This window comes from Paenibacillus silviterrae, assembly GCF_030167925.1.
Lineage (GTDB): Bacteria > Bacillota > Bacilli > Paenibacillales > NBRC-103111 > Paenibacillus_G > Paenibacillus_G silviterrae.
This window is the reverse complement of record NZ_JASKUT010000001.1, coordinates 1,370,817-1,393,021: the sequence shown is the minus strand read 5'-3', so window position 1 is coordinate 1,393,021 and position 22,205 is coordinate 1,370,817. Positions and strand designations below refer to the sequence as shown.

The following is a 22,205-nucleotide window of genomic DNA, read 5'->3' as shown; positions in this document are numbered from 1 at the left end:
TTATGAAACAATAAGGGAAGTTCCAATTATTAACTAAAATATAGTAATCAGGGAGGGTTGTACAGAAAATACCTTCACGGAAGGAAATGAATGCGCTTCATCGCGGTTTGAACGAATGAAACGTTGAAATCTGATCGAGAGGAAGGTTGAATCATGGCACCCCAAAGGAAAAACATGAAAAAGCTGATCAACTACTTATGCATCACCTCCATGCTGTTCGGGTCGGTTGTCTTCGCAGCCCCCAGAGAAGCGCAGGCGGAGGAGATCTTTAAGACGATCACCATTGACGGAAGGAATGTAGATCCGCATAACCGGTTTAAGGGATTCGGAACAGTAACGGCGAATAATACGTCCCGGCTGATGCTGGATTACAAGGAAGAGCATCCTGAAGCCTATTGGGAAATCATGAACAAGCTCTTTCATCCAAAAACCGGGGCAGGACTTATGCATGTCAAGGTGGAGCTGGGCGCCGACGTGAATTCCTCATCAGGAACCGAGCCGGCCACCATGCGTTATGCAGACGAGCCGGCGGATGTGCTTCGAGGAGCAGGGTTTCAATTCGCGGCGGATGCCAAATCCATCAACCCGGACATTACAACTGAAATATTGCGTTGGGGAGAGCCACGCTGGACATGGAACGGCGCTGCGAACAAGGAATACGAGAACCGGTATCAATGGTATAAGCAAACGATCGATGCCGTATATCGCGAATACGGCTTTAAACTGGATTATGTCGGAATCTCTCAGAATGAGAGAGCGCAGAACAATAACGGCAAGAACGAATTGGAGTGGCTAAAATACTTCACTGCAACCATTAAGCAGGAGCCCAACTATGAATCGGACTACAAGCATATCAAGCTTGTCGCCGCTGACGGCTATCGCGATACATCTACCATTAGCCGCACCCTGCTCGAGCATCCGGATTTGATCGATGAAATCGATGTAATCAGCTCCCATTACGGCTTGACCGGCTCCAACGAACTAACCCAATTGCAGAACAAGCTGATCGCCGAGGGCAAGAAGCCGAAGGAGATATGGGTTTCGGAAGGAATTGCACCGATGATCAACGCCCGCTATCGTCAAAATATGGAGCCTCAGTATAACGGGCTTGGAGGAAAGGCAGGCATCGTCGACGTTACCTCGCGGATCATTTCCGTTTATACATGGACAGGTGCGGGAAGAAATCCGCTGAGAGCGGTATCGTTTGATTTTCAGCCTTCCGTCGCGGCCTTTTATGAAGGCTCAGCCTATAATCCTAAGCATCTGATCAGCGCATATGATCCGTGGTCCGGCTTTTACGAGGTAGACGGCGGTCTGCAAGGAGTCCGTCATGTCATGAACTTCGTCGGCCACGATGATCACACGACTCCGGAGAATGAACGATGGATGTATGTTCAGGATGCGACCTTCAGTGACGGCGCTTTCTTCGACGGAGGCGTGGATGTCGACACAAGCACTCATAACTACATGACCTTGAAGGATCCCTCAACGGACGATTATACAACGGTTTTTGCTAATAACACGAAAAACACGCGCAAATATCAGATCCAAGCGAAGCATCTGAGCGGGAAAGAAAACGCACCGGTTTACGTATGGGAAACGCGCGGCGCAGACGCAGGTCAAAGCTACGACGCGAACTGGTTGAAGCGGATCGGTAAGATCACGCCGAACAATGGTGTGTATGAGATTGAAGTGAAGCCGTATTCCATCGTGACGATCACTACGTTAGATAAAGAAGCAGAAGTACCGGGCTTCGGATATGCGTCGCAGCCGGTCGATTTATCGAAGGATACGATCCTGGGATTGCCTTACAAGGACGATTTTGAATACAATACATATCCTGTTGATGCAAAAGGCAGGGATTACGTCGGCCGCCGAAGCGGAACGCCGCGTTATACCACAGACCAGACGGCCGCTTTCGAGGTCGTGAGAAAAGCTACGAAGCCGGTGGCCGCAGGAAGCTCGCTTCGTACGGATCTGGACATACCGGATGCCGAAGCTCACGGTAATATGCTTCAGCAGAAAATCACCCCTGACATTATCGGTGCGGATTGGGCTGTATGGGGCGGAAGAGACGGATCGGCTTCGAACGGCAACCCGACCGCAACGCTGGGCGATCATCGTTGGGTCAACTACAAAGCGTCCTATGATTTTCTGTTGGACACCCATACCCCTGAAGTAGAGGGCAGAAAAAATTATGCCTTGCTTGGGGTACGACAGGTGAAAGCAGGCGGAGCGGACTCCCACGCGCCGTACAATGCGCGAGTGTTCTCCGACGGAAGCTACGAAATACTGAAGCTGGATAAGGCCGTAGCAAGCGGGACGATCGAAGGCTTCAACAACAAGATTTGGCACAACCTGGCCTTCGAGGCGAAGGAAAATGTATTTACGCTGTATCTCGACGGTGTAGAGCTTGCAGCATATACCGACGCGGACTCCGCTGTGATGGCGGGAAGAATCGCGTTAGGGTCCGGCTATTACGAAACGCTGATAGACAACCTGCGCGTGGAGCCGATCAAAGGCTACGCCTACGATTCGGTTAAATATGATAGTGCGCAAGGGAAAAAATTCGATACGGAAGAGCAAGCTTTACAGCATATCGATCGCTGGAATCCTCTCGCGTATGTCGGCAAGTGGAACTATACGCAAGCAGGCTATGCGCACTTCAACCGTACACAAATGACGGCACCTACGGATGTACCTGTCTGGAACGGAGTGACGGTAGGCTTCAGGGATACGACCAGGGTACCGGGGACCTTAAACAAAGTATTGTTTACCGGCAGCTGGTCGTCCAACAGCACCAACGCGTGGGGATCCGCGGGCACTTCATTTGAAATTACTTTTAAGGGCACCGAAATCAGGCTATTCGGCGTGACGAACCCGTCCAACGGTAAGGCGGATGTTTACTTGGACGGTCAATTAGCCGGTGAAGCGAGTTATGTGAATAACAGCGAAATTCATCAAGTGGTCTGGTCGGCAAAGGATCTGGAGGATAAGATACACACCCTCAAGGTAGTGACGAGAGAAAAATATGCCAGCTTTACCAAAGCGGAGATCGAAACGACGGACCCCGTTATGGCAGTGCAGAAGTTGGCTCCGAAGGATATTGTGAAGCTTACAGACGCCCAAGCGGGCAGTGTAGCTCAAGCGGTTTATGCAGCCGCCGTCCCGGGAGAGAGCGTAACGAATATCGTTTATGCTTATCGGAAGAACGGAAACGTCTGGGGCTCCAATGATACGAACGCTTGGGCGCACTTTAACGATGATCCTTACTTATACATTGTCTTTACCGGTACAGGACTGGATTACTTTGCCGGAACCTCCGTCAAATCAAAATATCGCTTTGAACTTGATGGCGTAGAGGTCGGGAATTATAACGTGAATTCCGACGGTGTGATGTACTCGGTCCGAGGCTTGGAGGAGAAGCTGCATACACTGAAGGTTTCCCTGGGAGCTAACGTGAGGCAAGAGGATTATATGGATTACCGTGGAGTCCATATTTATAGTACCCCTAAGCCGATCAGCTCCAGCAGCAGCTTGATTTACAAATTCGAGGGCTCGGGCTTCAATTTATTCGGAGCGACGCCGGATGCCTTGATCGACGTGTATATCGACGGTATCCCGATTCATGAGAATTATAGAATTTACGCCAAGGGAGACAGGCAGACATCGTATAGCCTCCGTGGGTTGAGATCCGCTAATCATACGGCCAAAGTGGTGGTGAAAGGCGGTACGTTTACCTTGGACGGGTTGGATGTCATCACGGGTGTCAACAAAGTGGTAGTAAACAAAGAAAAGCTCCAGCAGTTATACGATGCCAATCAAGATAAAGATCACAAGCAGTACACCAAGGAAAGCTGGAAGCCATTCCATTCGGCGCTGCAAACAGCAAAAGCGGTGCTGCACAATCCGAATTCCGGATTAGAGGAAGTGGCTGCTGCAAAAATCAATTTACAGACCGCGACCGCCGGTTTGATTGCAAATACAGGCAAGTAACGCTTGAGCATCGCTACTCCCGCCCGATTTAATGCGCGCGTGGAACAATGCAAAATCGACATGATCTCATTAACTGCCGCGAAATTCGCGGCTTTTTTGTTTTATGGGATGCGTCATGATCGTTGCCATCGGCGGACGAACTTTACCAAGCCGTTACGATGAATAGTAAAAAAAGATTCTCAAAAGTGAGTTCGGTATGGTAATCTGATGGAAATCATGTAGGATGCAAGAGTACTACTGAAGCCGGAGGTGGATCCATGCATATTCGAGTATTGAACGAATCGGATGCTCCATTGTACCAGCAAATACGTTTGACTGCGCTGAAACGAAGCCCCGAGGCATTCGGATCATTGTATGAGAAGGAAGCTCAGTTTTCCATGGAAATGGTTAAGGAACGCATAAGACCGACGGAGAATAAGTTTGTTTTAGGGGCTTTCGATGACCGTGGTTCTCTTGGAGGTATAGTAACCTTCGTTCGTGAAACCAGCCATAAGATGGCACATAAAGGAAACATTTTCGGGTTTTATGTTTTACACGAATGCCGCGGAAAGGGGTTGGGACGAAGGCTGCTGTTGGAATTACTTAGCCAAGCAAAAGCATATGATGGACTGGAGCAAATGAACTTGACCGTCGTATCGGACAATCATCCTGCTAAACGGTTATATGAGTCCCTGGGCTTCGAGTCATATGGTGTGGAACGACGTGCCTTGAAATACAATGGACAGTATTATGATGAGGATTTGATGGTGCTTTGGCTTTACCTTGGATTAATTAGCCATGTGGCCTAGTCACAGACCCGAACTCGTATGAGATTTCGGGTCTGTTTTGCTTTCAGTTAAAGAAGGAAAGAGAAATATTCTTATCGAAGGCAAAATTCGCAGCCCCCAAAGCGCCTCCAATGTCCATATACTGCGAGGTAGTCACAATGGTGTCCGCGGAGAGAGGACGCATGGCCCGCTGCCGCATCGTTTTGGTTGCGGTATCGACAAACAGCCTGCTGGCATTGGGTATGGTACCTCCTAATATAATCGCCTCCGGGTTAAACGTATTCAACAAATTCGCCATTGCAATCCCAAGATAGGAGGCGGCTTTTTTCACTACCATAGCAGCCATATCGTCTCCCGCCTCAGCTAATACACATACATCATGTGCTTTCAAAAATTGCAAATCCATCGATTCATCGGCGAAGGGGGAGGTATGCTCGTATGTACGTACCAGTCTTCGGAACTCCTGCTCAATCGCAGGGCCTGCCGACAACACCTGAAGACAGCCTTGATTTCCGCATGGACATAGAGGACCTTCCGGTTCTATCGTTATATGTCCGATTTCTCCGGCTCCTCCCATGGACCCCGACATTAGCTGGCGATCGATAAAAAAACCGGCGGCGATCCCCATTCCCACCCCAATGTAGATCATGTTACGAAACGGCTGACCGGCGCCGTAACGGCATTCGGCCATACCACGGGCCCGATGACGGTTAACGACAACCGTCGGCCATCCGATTGCTTTCTCCATTAGCTCCGCCACCTCGACATGCTGCCACCCCAAATCCGCGGCACTGCGAATAGCCCTGTGCTTCCAGTCAATGAGCCCCGGGACCCCCAAGCCTAATAAGGGAACCGACGAAACATCCAGACTCTTCGAGAACGATGTGATTTCATTCGAAAGGGTACTGAATGCATGCTCGGGTTCAAAGGAATGGATGGGTATTTTCATCACCTTTATCGCATTGCCAAGTAAATCAAAGGCTCCGAGGGTCCATGCTTTATGATCCAGGTCGGCCCCGAGTATCACTCTAGAATGAGGTACCAGCTCCAGTGTGGTGGCCGGTCGGCCCTTGGTAACCAGACGGTTCTCGGTTTCGTATACCAGCCCATTCTCCATTAGCTCTCCAATCGAGATGGAGATCGTGGCCCGGCTGAGTCCTGTCAATCGTGTTAAATCGATCCGCGACATACTCCCGTGAACCCGTAAAGCTTGCAGTATGGCTAATTTGCTGCCTTTCTGGTCTTTTAGCTCGATTTGGCTCATAATCAACACCCTACAGTGAGTTTGTTTAAATTTAGGAATAAGAATTAGCCTTCCCATAACATAAATACACAGGATCACCATAGGATAGAATTAAATAATTTAAAACCTTACAAAACTGGTGGTGGTACTCATTAACCAGTCTTGATGATTCAGAAACATTCAGGAGGAATGGATGCATGCTTAGAGGGATACCGCCGATCATTTCACCGCAGCTGATGCAGGTTTTAATGGAGATGGGGCATGGAGATGAAATCGTTCTGGCCGACGGCAACTTCCCGGCTGCCTCCTTGGCCAAACGACTCATTCGTTGTGACGGGCATGTTATTAAGGATCTGCTTGAAGCGGTCATACCTTATTTTCCGTTGGATTATGCCGTGGAACGCCCTGCTGCGGTTATGTCGCTAAGAGACACTGAGCATCCTCCGGGAATATGGGAGCAATACCGAACGATACTTCAAACCGGTCACGCCGATTTTGTCGATTTCGAATATGTAGAAAGATTCGAATTTTACAATAGGGCCAAGGAGGCTTTCGCCGTCATTGCCACAAGCGACCAAGCCTTTAAGGGAAATCTGATACTGAAAAAGGGCGTGGTCCGGAAGACGTCCGAAGGGGAGGGGAGAAAGTGAAAACGCGGAGGCTCGGAGCGTCTGACCTGCATCTTAGTATTCTCGGCATGGGCTGCTGGCAATTTGGCGGCGGAGCCTATTGGGGTGAGCAAAGCCAAAAGGATGTAAATGAAGTTGTACACTATGCGCTTGATATGGGCATGAATTATTTTGATACAGCGGAGGTTTATAATGAGGGAAATAGTGAGATTGCCTTGGGGGTCTCACTCAAAGGGCGGCGGCACAATGCTGTGATTGGCAGTAAAATCAATACGGCAAACGCAAGACCCGATTTGCTGCGCAAAGGCTGCGAGGATAGCCTTAAGCGCTTGCAGACCGATTACATCGATTTGTATATGCTTCATTGGCCGGTCTCGCCGTTATCGATTAAGCATTTTACAGGCAACGCCGATTTGATCGCCAATCCCCCAACGGTTCACGAGGTGTTTCATACGCTGCAGGAACTGCAAAAGGAAGGGAAAATCCGATATATCGGCATCAGTAATCACGGCGTCGAGCAGATGGAGGAGGTCCTTGCGACCGGCGTGAAGGTTATCGCCAACGAGCTCCCGTATAACCTGGTCTCACGTGCCATTGAGGATACGATCTTACCCTATTGTGAGCAGCATCAAATAGGAGTCATCGGTTATATGCCTCTTCAGCAAGGAGTATTAACAGGCAAATATGCCGATTTATCCGATGTGAAGCCGATGCAGGCCAGATCGAGGCACTTTCATCACAGCAAAGGGCATGGAACCCGTCATGGGGAAGAAGGGGCCGAAGCGGAGATGAATGCGCTGCTGAAGGAAGTGTACGAGATCGCTAACGAGCTGGATGTTCATATGAGCGTGCTTTGTTTGGCGTGGTCTATAGCCAATAGCTCGATTACTACAAGCATCGTGGGCTCCCGCAATGTAGAGCAGCTGGAGCTTAATACCCGGGCTGCAGCCCTTGACCTAAGTCCCGCCGTATTGGAACGGCTAAACCGGATCAGTAAGCCGGTATGGGATAAACTGGGCATCAGTCCCGATTATTACGAGAATAGGAACCATAACCGTATTCGCTAAGTGCAGGGTCAGTTCCATAAAGCTGAATCGAAAAGCTGCAGGTTCTTTTGTAAACGCTTTAATCACCTAGCTTTACAATAATATAAAAAGGATGTGCTGATCATGGCGAATCAACCGATTTCTTTCTCTGTATTCACCAAGCCTTGGAAATCATTATCCGTTTGGGAGTTAGGCAAGTTTGTAAAGGATTTGGGCTTCGACGGCGTTGAGTTTCCGCTTCGGGACGGCTATCAGCTTGAGCCCTCCAATGCGCATAAGCTTCCAGAGCTGGCCAAACAATTCGCAGATCACGGTCTGCGCATATTTAGTATCGCGAGCAGTACGGATGAGCGGGTATTTGCCGGCTGTGCAGAGGCGGGGATTCCCATGATCCGAATCATGCCATCCATTTCACATGAATTCGGGTACATGGAATCGGAGAAGCGTGAGCGGGAGAAGCTGGAAGCATTAATCCCTTTATGTCAAAAATATGGAGTAAAGGTCGGCTCGCAGCAGCATTACGGAAACCATGTGACCGATTCGATGGGACTGCTGCATCTGCTTGACGGGCTTGCGCCGGAATGTGTCGGAGCGATCTGGGATTCCGCACATGATGCTCTTGCGGGCCAACAGCCGGAGTTCGGTTTAGATATCGTATGGCCGTATTTAGCTATGGTGAATCTGAAAAACGCGTACTACAACCGGCTGAACGGGCCTGAAGCGCAGAACGCCGAGTGGAAGCGGTATTTCACATCGGGACGTCAAGGACTCGCATCCTGGCCTCGAGTGGCGAACTATCTGAAGCAGCGTGATTATAACGGAGTGATCTGCTTAACGGCGGAATACACGAACGAGCACGACGTTGATCGTTTGATTGGGGAAGACATCGTTTATGCAAAGTCACTATTCGAATAAGGGAGGTACCACCATGCCCAATAAAATCAGAATAGCAATCATCGGTGCCGGCCGTATGGCGAATTCCGTTCATTACCCGTCCCTAGCCGCCATGGAGGACGTTGAAATTGCCGCAATTTGTGATCTGAGTCCGGTGGCACTAGAGCAAACGGCTGACCAGTATGGCATCGCCAATCGTTATACCGATTACCAACAGATGATCGAGGAAGTCAAACCCGACGCGGTCTATGCCATCGGTCAACCGCACATGATGTATGACATATGGCTTTGGTGCCTCGAACAAGGCTTAAACTTATATATCGAGAAACCCTTGGGGATTACGATTCACCAAGCACGGGCCTTAGCTTATGTAGCTGAGAAAAACGGGTGCATTACTCAAGTAAGCTTTCAACGTCGGAGCTCTCCGATGGTCACGAAGCTCCGCGAGGAATGCTTGAAGCGGGGGCCTATCACCCATGCGGTGTGCCGGTTCTACAAATCGGAGATTCAGCCGTTTCTAAGGGCCAGGGACAGGATGATGGATGACACGGTGCATTCCATCGATACGCTGCGCTGGATGTGCGGCGGAGAAGTTGTCAAGGTAGAAAGTATGACACAAAGGGTGCAGGTGCCGGATATCAATTTCATTTCGGCCACACTTCACTTTGATAACGGCTCTATGGGCTATTTAATTAACAGCTGGTCCAGCGGCCGCCGTATTTTTTCAGTGGAAATGCATGCCCCTAACATTTGCGCAGAAGCCGAACACGAAACAAAGGGCTATCTTTATGCGGACGGCGATACCAAAGGGATTGAATACGATGCCCGTGAAATGGCGGGGGGCCAGGAGCTGTTTCAATACGGCGGCTTCTTGGCGAAGCATCAGGAATTTATCCGCTGCCTGAAGACAGGCACGCTGCCTTCCTCCCACTTTGGAGATGCACTGAAGACCATGGAAGTGGCCGAAACGATTCTTGCCCAAGCGATGCTCGCCGGAAGATAAAACGCATAGTTCTATTACCGTAGGAGGTGGTGAAAGTGGAAACGGCAAGTGCGAAGCAAGGCTCCTCCTCGATTCGTCTGATCAAATCCAAAAAGCTGCTACAGGGCATGCGGAAGGTTTGGCAGTTGTATTTACTTATGCTGCTTCCGTTTGCTTATATCATCATATTTAAATACTTTCCGATGTACGGTGCTCAAATTGCGTTCAAGAACTTTGTCGCAAACAAAGGGATCTGGGGGAGCAGTTGGGTCGGCTTCGATCATTTTGTCCGCTTCTTTGAATCCTACGAGTTCTGGAACATTATGTGGAATACGCTGGCTCTAAGCTTTTACCAGCTGGCTGCGGGCTTTCCGTTTCCGATCCTGCTTGCCCTGAGCTTGAATTATGTGATGCATGAAAAATTTAAGAAGACGGTTCAAATGGTGACCTATGCACCGCATTTTATTTCTGTGGTTGTCATGGTCGGCATCATCTTTCAAGTGCTTGATCCGAGAATCGGCATTATTAATGAAATCGTAAAATGGTTCGGGATGGATCCGATCAACTGGATGGGGGAAGCCTCCTACTTCCGCAGTATTTATGTATGGTCAGGAGTCTGGCAAAATGTTGGCTTCAGCTGCATTATTTATTTGGCGGCCCTCGCCAGCATCGATCCCTCGCTGCATGAGGCTGCCGTCGTAGACGGGGCATCCAAGCTTCGAAGAATGTGGCATATCGACCTTCCGGGAATTCTTCCCATCGCCATTATCCTGCTTATTCTGGACGTTGGACGTATGCTTGAGATCGGCTTTGAGAAAGCATTCCTCATGCAGAACCCGCTCAATTTAAGAACGTCTGAAATCGTGGATACTTACGTTTATAAAGTCGGCTTAGCCTCTAACATAGTCAATTTCTCGTATTCGTCCGCCATCGGGCTCTTTAAGAACGTCATTAACCTGATCCTATTGATTTCCGTAAATAGACTTGCCAAAAAAATCGGCCAAAGCAGTCTGTGGTAGGAGGATCCCCTATGAGTCCTAACATAAGAGAAGCTACCGGCGACAAAATTTTCAACATCGTCAACTATGTGATGTTATCGCTTTTTTTTATTGCTGTGCTCTATCCGCTTATCTATATTATCAGTGCGTCCTTCAGCTCAACGAAGGCGGTCATTTCCGGAAAGGTATGGCTGTGGCCGGTAGATCCGGGCCTTAAAGGGTATGAGGCTGTATTTAGTAATAAGGCCATTTGGAGCGGATTTGCGAACTCGCTGTTTTACACTGTGGTTGGAACCATGGTCAACGTCGTATTGACTCTGATGGCGGCCTACCCGCTGGCTCGGAAAGATTTTATCGGAAGAAACCTGATCATGTTTATCTTTGTCTTCACGATCATGTTCTCCGGCGGACTGATCCCCAATTATATGCTAGTTAAGGATTTAGGGCTGCTCGATACGAGATGGGCAATGATTATACCGTCGGCTCTTAGTGTGTTTAATGTGATCATCACGAGAACGTACTTCCAGACGAATATTCCGAATGAAATGCTGGAGGCCGCCCAGGTGGACGGTTCAACCGACTGGCAGTTCCTGACGCGAATCGTTCTGCCGCTCTCCGGTCCGATCGTGGCAGTCATTTCCCTGTTTTACGCCGTCAATCATTGGAATTCGTATTTCAGCGCCTTGTTATATTTAAAGGATCGGGATTTATATCCGCTGCAGCTGGTGCTGCGCAGTATCCTCATCCAAAATCAGATCGATCCCAGCATGGTGATGAGCGAAGAGGATCTGGTCGCAAGACAAGGCTTGGCGGATCTGCTTAAATACTCGCTGATTGTTGTCGCTACTGTCCCGGTATTGATCATTTACCCGTTTGTGCAAAAGCACTTTGTGAAAGGAGTGATGATCGGTTCGATTAAAGGCTAGAACAAGGGTCATGTCATGGAAATTAACTCAGGGGAGGTTAAGACATGCGCAAAAGGCTAGCATTGGTATGGACCATTGTCTTCTGTTTCTCGCTTTTGCTGTCGGCTTGCTCGTCGGATCCCGGTGAAACGGCCAAGGAAGGAGAGAGCAAAGAAACTCCGAATGCAACTAAAGTGAATCCGCCCGGCCAATATCCCATTGTGAACGAGAAAGTGAAACTGAAGGTGCTTGTCCGAGGCAATAGTCTGGTGGAAAACTTCAATACGAACGGCTATACCAAATGGCTTGAGAATAAAACCAACGTGCAGGTGGAATGGACTGTTACGGATGAGAAGAACTATTTGGAGCAGCTGAACCTGGCTCTCTCTAGCGGAGACCTGCCGGATGTCATCATGAATATGGGGATTTCGCCCGAACAGCAGATGGTTTACGGTGAACAGGGTGTGTTTGTATCCTTTACCGAGCTGATTGACAAATATGGACCGAATACGAAAAAAATATTCCAGGAAATGCCCGAAGTTAAGGATGCCATTACAGCTCCCGGCAATAAAATCTACAGCTTGCCATACGTCAACGAGTGCTACCATTGCTCAATGAACTTCAAGATGTATGTTTATAAGCCATGGCTCGATAAGCTCGGGTTGAAGGAGCCTACCACACTGGATGAATACTACCAGATGCTGAAGGCGTTCAAAGAGAAGGACCCGAACGGCAACGGGAAAGCGGATGAGATTCCTCTCGTCGGTGCTACCGGATCAAGAACATTGATCGACCCGTTCATTATGAACTCTTTCATTTATGATGACGGTATGAAACGAATGATTGTCAACAAAGACAAAATTGATGTTGTCTATAACAAGCCTGAATGGAAAGAGGGTCTGAAGTACTTAAATAAGCTTTATAAGGAGGGTCTCATTGCCCCGCAATCCTTTACTCAGGACGACGCAGGTCTGAAAAAAATCGCCGAGAATCCGGATATCGCCATCGCCGGAGCCATGCCTGCGCATTCGCCCTCCACGATTACGATCGTAGAGGGACCGAGCGGAAGATGGCTGGAGTACCAGCCTATCGCGCCGCTCAAGGGGCCTTCCGGCAAACAGACCTCGTTCTGGAATCCGTATGATAAGATCCGTTCGGGTAACTTTATTATGACGAACGCCAATAAGTATCCGGAAGTGACGATGCGCTGGGCCGATACGATGTACGAGTTCGAAGCCAACCTCTACTCCAACTTCGGGGTGGAAAACTCCGCCTGGTCTAAGCCACAGCCAGGAGACCTGGGAAGGGACGGACAGCCTGCGAAGTACCGTCTGCTCATTCCATTCGGTCGGGTGCAGAATGAAGGCTGGGCGCAATACGGCCTGAATTACCGGACGGATAAGGACTGGTATGCCGGTCAGGCGGTACTGAAGCTGCCGGATAAAGAGAAGATGTACTACGAGATTACAAAGAAGAACTACGAGCCGTTTATTCCGAGCATCAAGACGCTCGTGCCTCCGCTCTTCTTCCCGCCAAGCGATTCGCAGGTGCTCGCCGAGCTGGATAAAACGATCAACGATTACGTAAAAACGATGATCGCCCGCTTTGTGACCGGAGACGCCGATATCGACAAGGAATGGAACAATTATGTCAGCACCCTGGATAAAATGAACATCAAAAAATATCTCGAAATTTATCAGAAGGCTTATGATGCGAAGCTGAAAAAATAGATCCGGTACGTAACAAAGTGCAAGGGGTAGACGCCTGCCTTAGGTCTACCCCCTGTATGATTCCGACCGAAGGAGATGGAACCTAGTGCGTAATATTTTGGTTCAGATTCCCAATCATCAGCTTAGTGCTTTTCTTACGGAGGAAACCAAGACGGCACTGCAGACGTTAGGCCATGTGGAATGGAACCCTTACGACCGGCCCTTTAGCAAAGAAGAGCTTGCGGAGAAAGTGAAGGAGGCGCATGTCGTCATTACGACGTGGAGAACCTGTCCTCTGGACGATGAGATTCTGGAGCAGGCGAACCGGCTGGAGCTGGTAGCGCACATGGCCGGATCGATTCGCCCGGTGCTGCCGACCACGAGGGTCTTTGAGAAGGGCATCCGGGTGCTGAACAGCAACTATGCCATTGCCGTATCCGTCAGTGAATCGGTGCTGGCGCTCATTCTGGCACTCGGTCATAACATCCTTCCTGTCCATCAAATCATGTCCAGAGGCGGTAATGCCAAAATAGCGTCGATGGAAACCTATGAGCTGAGGGGAAAAACGGTCGGCTTGGTCGGGCTCGGCATGGTGGCGCGTGAGGTAATTAAGCTGCTGCGGCCATTCGGCGTGAAGGTGCTTGGCTACGATCCTTTTTTTGCAGAGGAGATGGCTGCAGATCTGAGCGTTAAGCTTTGTCCACTCCACGAGCTGCTGTCACAATCCGATATTGTATCGCTTCATGCGCCGAAGGTGCCGGAAACGTACCATATGATCGGAAAGGCGGAGCTATCGCTGATACGTGATGGTGCCATGCTGATCAATACGGCTCGCGGCGATCTGATCGACGAAGAAGCGCTGCTTAACGAGCTGCGAACGAAGCGCTTCAAGGCAGGCCTGGATGTATTCACGGTGGAGCCGCTTGCTGTCGACAGCGAATTCAGGCAGCTGGATAATGTGATCGCAAGACCGCATCTCGCCGGGGTGAATCCGGACTCTCGTCTCCGCATCGGAAAGCTGATGGTAGAAGAAATCAGGCGCTTCTATGCGGGTGAGCCCCTTGCCTTTGAAGTAAAGCGGGAGCAGCTGGCTATTATGACCTAAGATGGGGGGATCACGATGTACCGGAAGCTGCGATTGGCTGTTGTCGGATTAGGACGTGTTTCCAAATCCCACTTACCCGCGATCCGGGAGCTGGGCAATAAGATCGAGCTCAGAGCCCTCGTGTCGCGTGATGCGGAGAAGCTGAAGAACGAGGCCGCTCAATGGGAAGGCGTCGCAACTTATACATCCTTTGAGGAGGCGCTTCAGGATCGTGATATCGACGCCTTCCTGCTGCTGCTTCCTCACGATTTACATGCAACTTATACCGTTCGTGCCTTACAGCATGGAAAGCATGTGCTTGTCGAGAAGCCGATGGCGATGAACCTTCAGGAAGCAAAGGTTATGGTCGCCACAGCGGAGCAGAACGGGGCTGTGCTGATGGTAGGACAAAGCCGCCGTTTCTTCCAGCCTGTGATGGACTCCGTCCGCCGTGTTCGTTCTAAGGAAATCGGTGACCTGATCAATATCAACGCACTGCTGTTGGCTCACATGGATCAACCGGCTGCAGACTGGTGGAAGGACGAAACGAAGATCGGCGGCTTCATTATTCCTCTGTGGGGAAGCCATATCCTGGATTATATCCTTTGGGCATATAATCAAACACCTGTTTCCGTTTATGCCCAGGGACATTCGAATAATCCGAACTGGAGCGGAGAAGACGAGGCGGCTATCTCTTTAAGCTTCGGTCAAGGCCGAATGGCCAATATCTTAATGTCCTTTAACGCAGGCTGCCGTCCCACGGACGAAGAAGGCTTGACAGGGAAGCGGATCTGGTCCACGCAAAACAGCATCTATGACCGCTATCTGATCGGGCAGAACGGCATGCTTCATTTGAAGGATGAATACGAGCTGGAGCTGAATGGCGAGAAGGTGGCCGCTTGTGAAAGATCGAACAGCAATTTCGCATGGCAGCTTGAAGAGTTCGCAGACTCGATTAGGGAGGGCCGGGAACCGCTGGCATCCGGCCGGGAAATCCTGAAAGTGATGCGTGTCATCGACGGCTGCTTCGAGTCGATGCGTACCGGTAAAGTCGTTTCCATTCATGATGATCGGGAGGAATCAACTGATGAAGCCTAAAGCTTTAGTGCTTTCCCCAAAGTCCCGCCTGGATGAGGTTTGCTCCGACCTGTGCCGGAAGCAGCTCAATGACTATTTTGAAACAACGTGGAATGAAACCGGTCGGGATTATACGAAAGAGGAGCTCGCGGAGCTGATCGTTGATGCCGAGGTGGTCATCACAAGCTGGGGCTCTCCGGGGATTACAGATGAAATTCTGGAGAAGGCCGTGATGCTGCGAGCCGTAGGACATGCGGCGGGAACTGTGAAGCATCTGGTGCCGAGGCAAATCTTTGAACGGGGCGTTAGAGTATTCTCCGCAGCGCCTCGTATCGCATCAAGCGTAGGCGAATATTGTCTCGGTGCGCTGCTCGCCTCGTTACGTCATATGAGCAGCCTCGACCGCTCCATACGGGAAGGCGAGTGGAGACCGCAGGGATGGAAGGGCAGAGAGCTCACTGGAAGCACGGTCGGGATCGTATCCGCCAGCTCGACGGCACGCGCTTTCCTCAAGCTTTTGGCTCCGTTCCAGGTGAACGTCCTGCTTTATGATCCTTTCCTCACCGAGGAAGCGGCAGCCAGGCTTCAAGTGAAGCGCGCAACACTTGAGGAAGTAATGCAATGTCCGATTATATCTCTTCACGCTCCGAAGCTGCCCGCAACAGAACGAATGCTGACACGAGAGCTGATGTCTTTGATTCCCGACGGCGCTGTTGTAATCAATTCCTCCAGGTCGAGTGTTATGGATGCGGAAGCCTTCATGGAACAGTTACGAACCGGCCGATTCTTAGCGGCGCTGGATGTTTTCGAGAAGGAGCCGTTACCTGCTGATAGTCCGATCCGAGCCTTGTCTAACGTACTGCTGACTCCTCATATTGCGGGGGCCTCCGTTCAAGGTCATCTGGCTCTGATGGAAGCAGTCGTTGTAGATATCATCCGCAGCATGGAAGGCTTAAACAGCCAAGGTTATGAGGTAACCGAGAGAATGTGGGAGGTAATGGCTTAATGGTAAGGAAAATGTCAGTTCCGCCAATGGAATTGGTTGATTACGATGGACCCGGAACACAAATGTGCGCTGTAATGGACGCGATTGGAGAAATCAGCGTAAAACGTGCTTTGATTCCCGAGCCAAAGGAAGGCGAGGTTCGGGTCAAGGTCAAATGGGTGGGAATATGCGGCAGCGACGTTGAGGTGTTTCGAGGCGCGCGGGAGCCGGAGTTTATTACGTATCCAACTCGTCTCGGCCACGAGGTCGCCGGTATCATCGACAAGGTCGGACCGAATGTGATCGGGGTAAAAGAGGGCGATCATGTCGCATTGCGATATGTATGGGGCGCTTTTGCCGAGTATGTATGCTGCAGCCCCTTCTCCGTCAAAGTGCTTCCTAAGGATTTGCCGCTCATCGAAGGCTCACTCATTGAGGTGCTTCCGGGAATTCTTCACGCAGCGGAGCTGGGTGACATTTCACCGAATAAGAATGTACTTATCACCGGGCAGGGAGTCAGCGGTCTGGTAATGACACAGGTGATCAGCTTGTTCAGCCCCCGAAATCTGGTCGTCACCGATCTATTTGATGAGAAACTGGCTCTGGCACGTAAATACGGAGCGACGCACACCTATAAAATTCCACATGAGCACGCCAATACCATGGATATCGTAGGCAAGGATTTTCCTGACGGCTTTGATGTAGTGATCCCTTGCTTACTTGAAGGGGCAGGAATGGTGGATGCCATTCATGCGGCGGCTCAGAACGGCAGAATTGTCATGTACGGCTGCATTGGCACCTGCCATAAGCCGGTTGACTTCTTTAAAGTACATAAGAAACGGCTGGATATCCTGTCAACGGAACCGAAGAGGGATATCGATAATCGGCGTTATTTCGAGGAAGGACTGAGACTTGTGCTTGACGGTCTCGTTAACACGGAAGAGATGATCACACATATCGTGCCGCTGGCCGAGGTAAATCGCGCTTTCCAATTACGCAACGAGCATAAGGGAGATACAATCCATGTCATGATCGATTGCGAAAGCAAATAATCGTTTATACGAAAAGGTACAGTCTCTAAATGGAGGCTGTACCTTTTTTGTCGAATCAGTAGTGCAGCAACCATTGATATTGTTAATGAAACAGGTGGACGGGATGAAATAAAAAAACAGCAATTTACAACACCATTTCAAAATTTCACTTCATTGTAAAGGTACCTGCCTTCCCTTATGATGGAAATGTAAACGATTTCCGGAGGTGAAGGCATCAATGACCGAAATCTATGCGAGAGCTGAAAGAGCACCTACTCATTCAAAGCGGTCAACCATTACTTTATTCAGGCTGAAAGATTTGATAACAATTTACCTTATGGTAGGCATTCCTTACCTTCTTTTCGCGGTATTCGTGCTTTTTCCCTTGCTGTGGATATTACGATACGCCTTTTACGATTATGACGGGATTCGAGCGCTCTATGTCGGGTTGGATAATTTCAAAGTCCTTTTAAAGGACGAGGTTTGGTGGAAGGCTGTTTCCAACACACTCATCATGACATTCGGGTCACTAGTTATCGGAATCCCTCTCTCGCTCGTGTTTGCGGTTATTTTAAACAGCAGTATAAAAGGAAGAGTATTTTATCGTTCCGCACTTTATTTCCCCTGTTTGATCAGTGCCGCTATCGTCGGTGTCGTCTTTAGGATCATGCTGGCGCCGGACAATGGAATTATTAATGAATTACTGCTCTCCATAGGGTTCATTGATAAGCCGGTTTATGTGGTAAGTACGGCCGTAACTGCAATGATGACTTTGATTTTGGTGGAAGTTTGGCAGGTTATGGGTTACAACATGACACTGATTTTAGCAGGATTGCAAAAGATTCCTGGAGAATTGTACGAAGCGGCCACGATCGACGGAGCAAACGAGTGGCAGAAGCTTTACTATATCACGATTCCCCAGTTAGGCCAGATGCTGCAAATGATTATTATGCTAAGCTTGCTCAATGGTCTCAAAATGTTCGACTTGGTCAATGTTCTCACCAATGGCCATCCGAATCACGGTACAGAAACCATGGTTACGTACATCTTCAATTACTTTTTTGAAATGGAAGGGTACCGCGCACAACAAGGGTATGCCGCTTCCGCCAGCGTAGTTGCTTTTCTTATCATAAGCTTAGTGGCATTCGTTTATTTCAAAATGTCCAAAAGGCTAAGCGAAAACTAGGAGGGACTCCCCAATGAACACGGCAGCAAGTCCCGTAAGCATGATGTTAAACAAAATGATTCTGCATCTCGTTCTGTTAGCGGCAGCTGCCATCGTGTTGTTTCCCGTGTTTTATGTATTCATGGCTTCGTTCAAGAGCACTCAGGAGCTTCTGAGAGGAGGCGTGAATATGTTTCCGGAGCAATTTACCTTTACCAATTACGCCCTTGCTTGGAAAGCCGCTAATTTCTCAAAATACATGCTCAACAGCTTCATTTACGCTGGAACGGTTACGGTCATTACGTCTATATTCGCTACGATGTCAGGATATTGCTTACAGAGACGTGTTTTTCCGGGTAGAAAATTTATTCTTGGAAGCTACTACTTATCGATGTTTGTCGCCGGGGCAGTAACGATTTATCCCATTTTTTTAATTATCGTAAAGGCGGGATTGCACAAATCATTACTTGGGCTGATCCTTGCGACGCTAGGCGGCAGTCCTATTTTTGGAACCTTGCTGGTCATCGGTTTCTTAAACGGTGTACCGAAAGAGCTGGATGAATCGGCTATCATGGATGGCTGTGGAGTATTTAAGATTTATACACACATCATTTTCCCGATTATTAAGCCGGTTATTGGTGTCGTGGCCATGATTACGTTCCAAGGAACATGGAACAGCTACATGCTGCCGCTGGCTTTAACCCTTACGCAGCCTAATAATAGACCGCTTTCGGTAGGGGTGACAACACTCGCCTACCTCGCGGAGGGTCAAGGCGGGGCCAAATGGGATTTGTTATTAGCCGGCACATGTATGGCCATCATCCCCATTACGATTGTATTCTTACTGGCAAACCGCTATTTTGTCGGTGGAATGACAAGCGGAGCAATAAAAGGATAAATGCTAATATCCAGTCGCTGTAAGCCTGGATATTTCATTCATATGAAAATGATAATGGAGGGGTTACCGGTATGCACAAAGTCAATAAAGCGGTTTCCGTTATGCTCATCTCGACACTCGCCGTCCTGACAGGTTGTACAGCAAAGGAAATAAGCACCAGCAGCAGTGAAGTAGCTTCAAAAGAAAGCTCATCCAACACCCAAGAAAAAACAAAAGTGAAGCTCTGGTCACATCTAGGCGATATGAAGGATAAAATGACCGAGCTGGTTGATAAATATAATAAAACCAATAAGGACGGCATTGAAATAGAATTAAATGTCGTTGCCGACAAGTATAATGACGTTCTTAACATGGCATTCACCAGCGGGGAAGGGCCGGACATTTTCACCGTTGGCGGTCCGTCCTTAACGCTTAAGATCGCGCAAACCAAGTGGGGAGAGCCGTTAAATAAGTATGTAACGCCAGAATTTAAAAGCAAATTTCGCGATGGGGTATGGATAGAGAACAACAATGTCGTGGGCGGCCAAATCTATACGATCCCTGATCAGGCAGCTACAATTCGTATGATTTATAACAAAAAACTATTTAAAGATGCCGGACTTGATCCGGAGAAGCCGCCGACAACCTTTGCTGAAGTCAGGGAATATGCTAAGAAAATCAAAGCCGCAAGCGGCGGGAAGGCCAGCGGGTTTGGATTACCGATGGGTGACGTATACTTCACCGATGTCATCCTGTTTAACGGCATGGGGATGAATGCAGTCGGAAGCATGCGCGGCTTTGATTATAAGGCAGGAAAGTTTGACTTCTCCGTCTATAAGCCCATACTGCAGCTCATGGAGGATATGAAGAAAGACGGGAGTATGCTGGAAGGGGAACTATTGCTTAAGAGAGACCAAGGAACAGCCAAGTTTGCAGAGGGAAGCATCGGTATTATGGGAGCGGCGTCTTGGGATCCGGCCATTTTGGCAGGTTATAAAATGGACTTCGAAATGGGTGTAGCGGAATTCCCTACTATTGATGGGGCAGCCAAGGGCAAAGCATTCGTTCAGATGGGCTCGGGTTATGCCATGTCTTCAAAGACAAAGGATAAAGACAAAACCTGGAAGGTAATGGAGTGGATTTATTCTCCGGAATTTATGGGTGAAATGGTGAAAAAGGCAGGGTGGATCTCTTTAGTAAAGGAAATAGCGGACAATCCGAAATATAAATCCGATATCAAATATCTTGAGCATTTTGCGTTCAAAGCAAATGATGCGATTTGGCCGCCGGTCGTCCCAGGCTTAAAAATTCAGGGCGATAACCAGCAAACCGTATTTATTCAAGTCATCACGGGTGCCAAAAAAGCGGATGAAGCGCTTGCTGATCTAACCAAACGTTATAACGAAGCCTTTGACAAGGCCCTTGCAGAGGGCACATTTAAAAAAGAGGATTTTGTTAAGCCTGATTTCGATCCTTTAAAGCTGAAATAACCAATAGGGCCGGCAGTCTATTTGTTTCGGGTTCCGAATGCGGAACCCGATCCTTATTATAGAAGGAAGGAAGATGACAGGATGGATGCTTTTCGAAATGAGGTTAATACGATTATTCATAAAATAAATAAACAAATGGATATTTATGGAACAAGGTTTCCCCATTTGTCTGCATCGGGCCTTTATTCGAATGAATTAACGGAGGATGGCAGCTGGACAGGATCGTTCTGGAGCGGAATGGTTTGTTTAGCCTATTGGTATACGAAGGAGGATAAATATCTTCAATACTTATACAGGTATTATCCTGTCTACAAGCAGCGTTTACAAGAAGGGTATAAGGATCATGACTTAGGCTTTTTATATCAATTGTATGCTGTGGCGCTTTATAACGCATCGAAGCATGAAGAAGCCAGAGCGCTGGCCATCCAGGCAGCGGAGGAGTTAACGAAACGCTACAACTCCAAAGGGAGATTCATTCGTGCATGGGGTCCATTGGAGGAACCGGAGCTGGCCGGAAAAATGATTATGGATTGTATGATGAATTTACCATTGCTGTACTCAGCGACTAAATTAACAGGGGACCCAACCTATCTGACCATTGCGGATCACCATGCCAGCAGCACGTATCTGTACAATATACGCAGCGATTATTCAACTTATCATACATTTGATTTTCATCCGGAGACAGGAGAACCTCTTGGCGGGTCTAACGAGGGGGGATACAGTGATGAGTCTGCTTGGTCCCGGGGGCAAGCGTGGGGAATCTATGGGTTTGCGTTAGCCTTTCGCCATACGGGGCAAAAGAAATATTTGAAAGCCGCTTGCAGAATGGCTGACTATTTTATGAGCCAGCTTAACGATGATTTGATTCCAAACTGGGACTTCAAGCTTCCCGATAGTAATCATGCTCTTAAAGATACATCGGCTGCTGCAATCACGGCTTGCGGCATGCTGGAAATTGCCGAACTGCTGGAGGACGGCAGTTTAGCCTCCGAATCCTATCGATATGACGCCATTCGTATTCTAGAGAAGTTACGTACTTCCTATTCACAGGCGGGTAATGATAGGCTGGAGGGAATTCTCAGTCATTGCTATGCCAAAGGTGATCATCATTATACCATTTGGGGTGATTACTATTATTTGGAAGGAATACTGAGAGTATTGGGGGTTCCGGCACCCATGTGGACTGCATAATATCGAAACAAGACCATTGATCCTTTTCTTCCCTATTCGTATAATGAATCCATGTCATCATATTGGAATTTCCTATGAAAACCACAGCATTTTCAAGGAGCTAATACTATGTTTCGCACCGGACAGATGTCGG

18 protein-coding genes are annotated in these 22,205 nt (G+C 48.8%); 17 read left to right on the top strand and 1 reads right to left on the bottom strand.

The window, feature by feature from the left end; translation table 11 throughout:
• Positions 1–153 precede the first annotated feature (153 nt).
• On the top strand, positions 154–3,996 hold the full coding sequence (locus QMO62_RS05995; RefSeq protein ID WP_284639375.1) for an S-layer protein: 3,843 nt from the start codon (positions 154–156) through the stop codon (positions 3,994–3,996).
• Between the two features lie 272 nt (positions 3,997–4,268).
• A complete protein-coding gene (locus QMO62_RS05990; RefSeq protein ID WP_284639372.1) occupies positions 4,269–4,784 on the top strand; it encodes a GNAT family N-acetyltransferase in 516 nt (171 codons plus the stop codon).
• Between the two features lie 43 nt (positions 4,785–4,827).
• Here the strand turns inward: QMO62_RS05990 and QMO62_RS05985 are convergent, their stop codons facing one another.
• The gene (locus QMO62_RS05985) at positions 4,828–6,027 is read right to left on the bottom strand and encodes an ROK family transcriptional regulator (protein ID WP_284639370.1); all 1,200 of its coding nucleotides are present in this window, start codon (positions 6,025–6,027) and stop codon (positions 4,828–4,830) included.
• A 176-nt stretch (positions 6,028–6,203) separates the two neighbouring features.
• Here QMO62_RS05985 and QMO62_RS05980 point away from each other — a divergent pair, with 176 nt between their 5' ends.
• The 15 genes from QMO62_RS05980 (at position 6,204) to QMO62_RS05910 (ending at position 22,072) form a co-directional block, all read left to right on the top strand.
• Positions 6,204–6,656 (top strand): RbsD/FucU family protein, encoded by a 453-nt coding sequence (locus QMO62_RS05980; RefSeq protein ID WP_284639368.1) that lies wholly within the window; start codon positions 6,204–6,206, stop codon positions 6,654–6,656.
• Positions 6,653–7,702: an aldo/keto reductase gene (locus tag QMO62_RS05975; RefSeq protein ID WP_284639366.1), complete on the top strand. Its 1,050-nt coding sequence runs from the start codon at positions 6,653–6,655 to the stop codon at positions 7,700–7,702. Before QMO62_RS05980 ends, QMO62_RS05975 begins: the two co-directional genes overlap by 4 nt.
• Before the next feature lie 102 nt (positions 7,703–7,804).
• Positions 7,805–8,596: a sugar phosphate isomerase/epimerase family protein gene (locus QMO62_RS05970; protein WP_284639364.1), complete on the top strand. Its 792-nt coding sequence runs from the start codon at positions 7,805–7,807 to the stop codon at positions 8,594–8,596.
• Between the two features lie 13 nt (positions 8,597–8,609).
• The gene (locus QMO62_RS05965; RefSeq protein WP_284639362.1) at positions 8,610–9,578 is read left to right on the top strand and encodes a Gfo/Idh/MocA family protein; all 969 of its coding nucleotides are present in this window, start codon (positions 8,610–8,612) and stop codon (positions 9,576–9,578) included.
• Between the two features lie 137 nt (positions 9,579–9,715).
• Positions 9,716–10,576: an ABC transporter permease gene (locus QMO62_RS05960; RefSeq protein ID WP_372516709.1), complete on the top strand. Its 861-nt coding sequence runs from the start codon at positions 9,716–9,718 to the stop codon at positions 10,574–10,576.
• An 11-nt stretch (positions 10,577–10,587) separates the two neighbouring features.
• Positions 10,588–11,481, top strand: coding sequence for a carbohydrate ABC transporter permease (locus QMO62_RS05955; RefSeq protein WP_284639361.1), 894 nt, complete (start codon positions 10,588–10,590; stop codon positions 11,479–11,481).
• A 44-nt stretch (positions 11,482–11,525) separates the two neighbouring features.
• On the top strand, positions 11,526–13,190 hold the full coding sequence (locus QMO62_RS05950; RefSeq protein ID WP_284639359.1) for an extracellular solute-binding protein: 1,665 nt from the start codon (positions 11,526–11,528) through the stop codon (positions 13,188–13,190).
• 85 nt (positions 13,191–13,275) lie between these two features.
• A complete protein-coding gene (locus tag QMO62_RS05945) occupies positions 13,276–14,274 on the top strand; it encodes a hydroxyacid dehydrogenase (protein ID WP_284639357.1) in 999 nt (332 codons plus the stop codon).
• 15 nt (positions 14,275–14,289) lie between these two features.
• Positions 14,290–15,351 (top strand): Gfo/Idh/MocA family protein, encoded by a 1,062-nt coding sequence (locus QMO62_RS05940; RefSeq protein ID WP_284639355.1) that lies wholly within the window; start codon positions 14,290–14,292, stop codon positions 15,349–15,351.
• On the top strand, positions 15,341–16,336 hold the full coding sequence (locus QMO62_RS05935) for a hydroxyacid dehydrogenase (RefSeq protein ID WP_284639353.1): 996 nt from the start codon (positions 15,341–15,343) through the stop codon (positions 16,334–16,336). The genes QMO62_RS05940 and QMO62_RS05935 overlap by 11 nt, the downstream gene beginning before the upstream one ends.
• Positions 16,336–17,367 carry a zinc-dependent alcohol dehydrogenase gene (locus tag QMO62_RS05930; protein WP_284639352.1) on the top strand — a complete coding sequence of 344 codons (1,032 nt, stop codon included), beginning with the start codon at positions 16,336–16,338 and terminating at the stop codon, positions 17,365–17,367. The genes QMO62_RS05935 and QMO62_RS05930 overlap by 1 nt, the downstream gene beginning before the upstream one ends.
• A 217-nt stretch (positions 17,368–17,584) precedes the next feature.
• A complete protein-coding gene (locus QMO62_RS05925; protein ID WP_284639350.1) occupies positions 17,585–18,532 on the top strand; it encodes a carbohydrate ABC transporter permease in 948 nt (315 codons plus the stop codon).
• A gap of 13 nt (positions 18,533–18,545) precedes the next feature.
• Positions 18,546–19,409 carry a carbohydrate ABC transporter permease gene (locus tag QMO62_RS05920; protein WP_284639349.1) on the top strand — a complete coding sequence of 288 codons (864 nt, stop codon included), beginning with the start codon at positions 18,546–18,548 and terminating at the stop codon, positions 19,407–19,409.
• Positions 19,410–19,480: 71 nt separating this feature from the next.
• The gene (locus QMO62_RS05915) at positions 19,481–20,878 is read left to right on the top strand and encodes an ABC transporter substrate-binding protein (RefSeq protein WP_284639347.1); all 1,398 of its coding nucleotides are present in this window, start codon (positions 19,481–19,483) and stop codon (positions 20,876–20,878) included.
• Positions 20,879–20,959: 81 nt separating this feature from the next.
• A complete protein-coding gene (locus tag QMO62_RS05910; RefSeq protein ID WP_284639345.1) occupies positions 20,960–22,072 on the top strand; it encodes a glycoside hydrolase family 88 protein in 1,113 nt (370 codons plus the stop codon).
• Positions 22,073–22,205 lie beyond the last annotated feature (133 nt).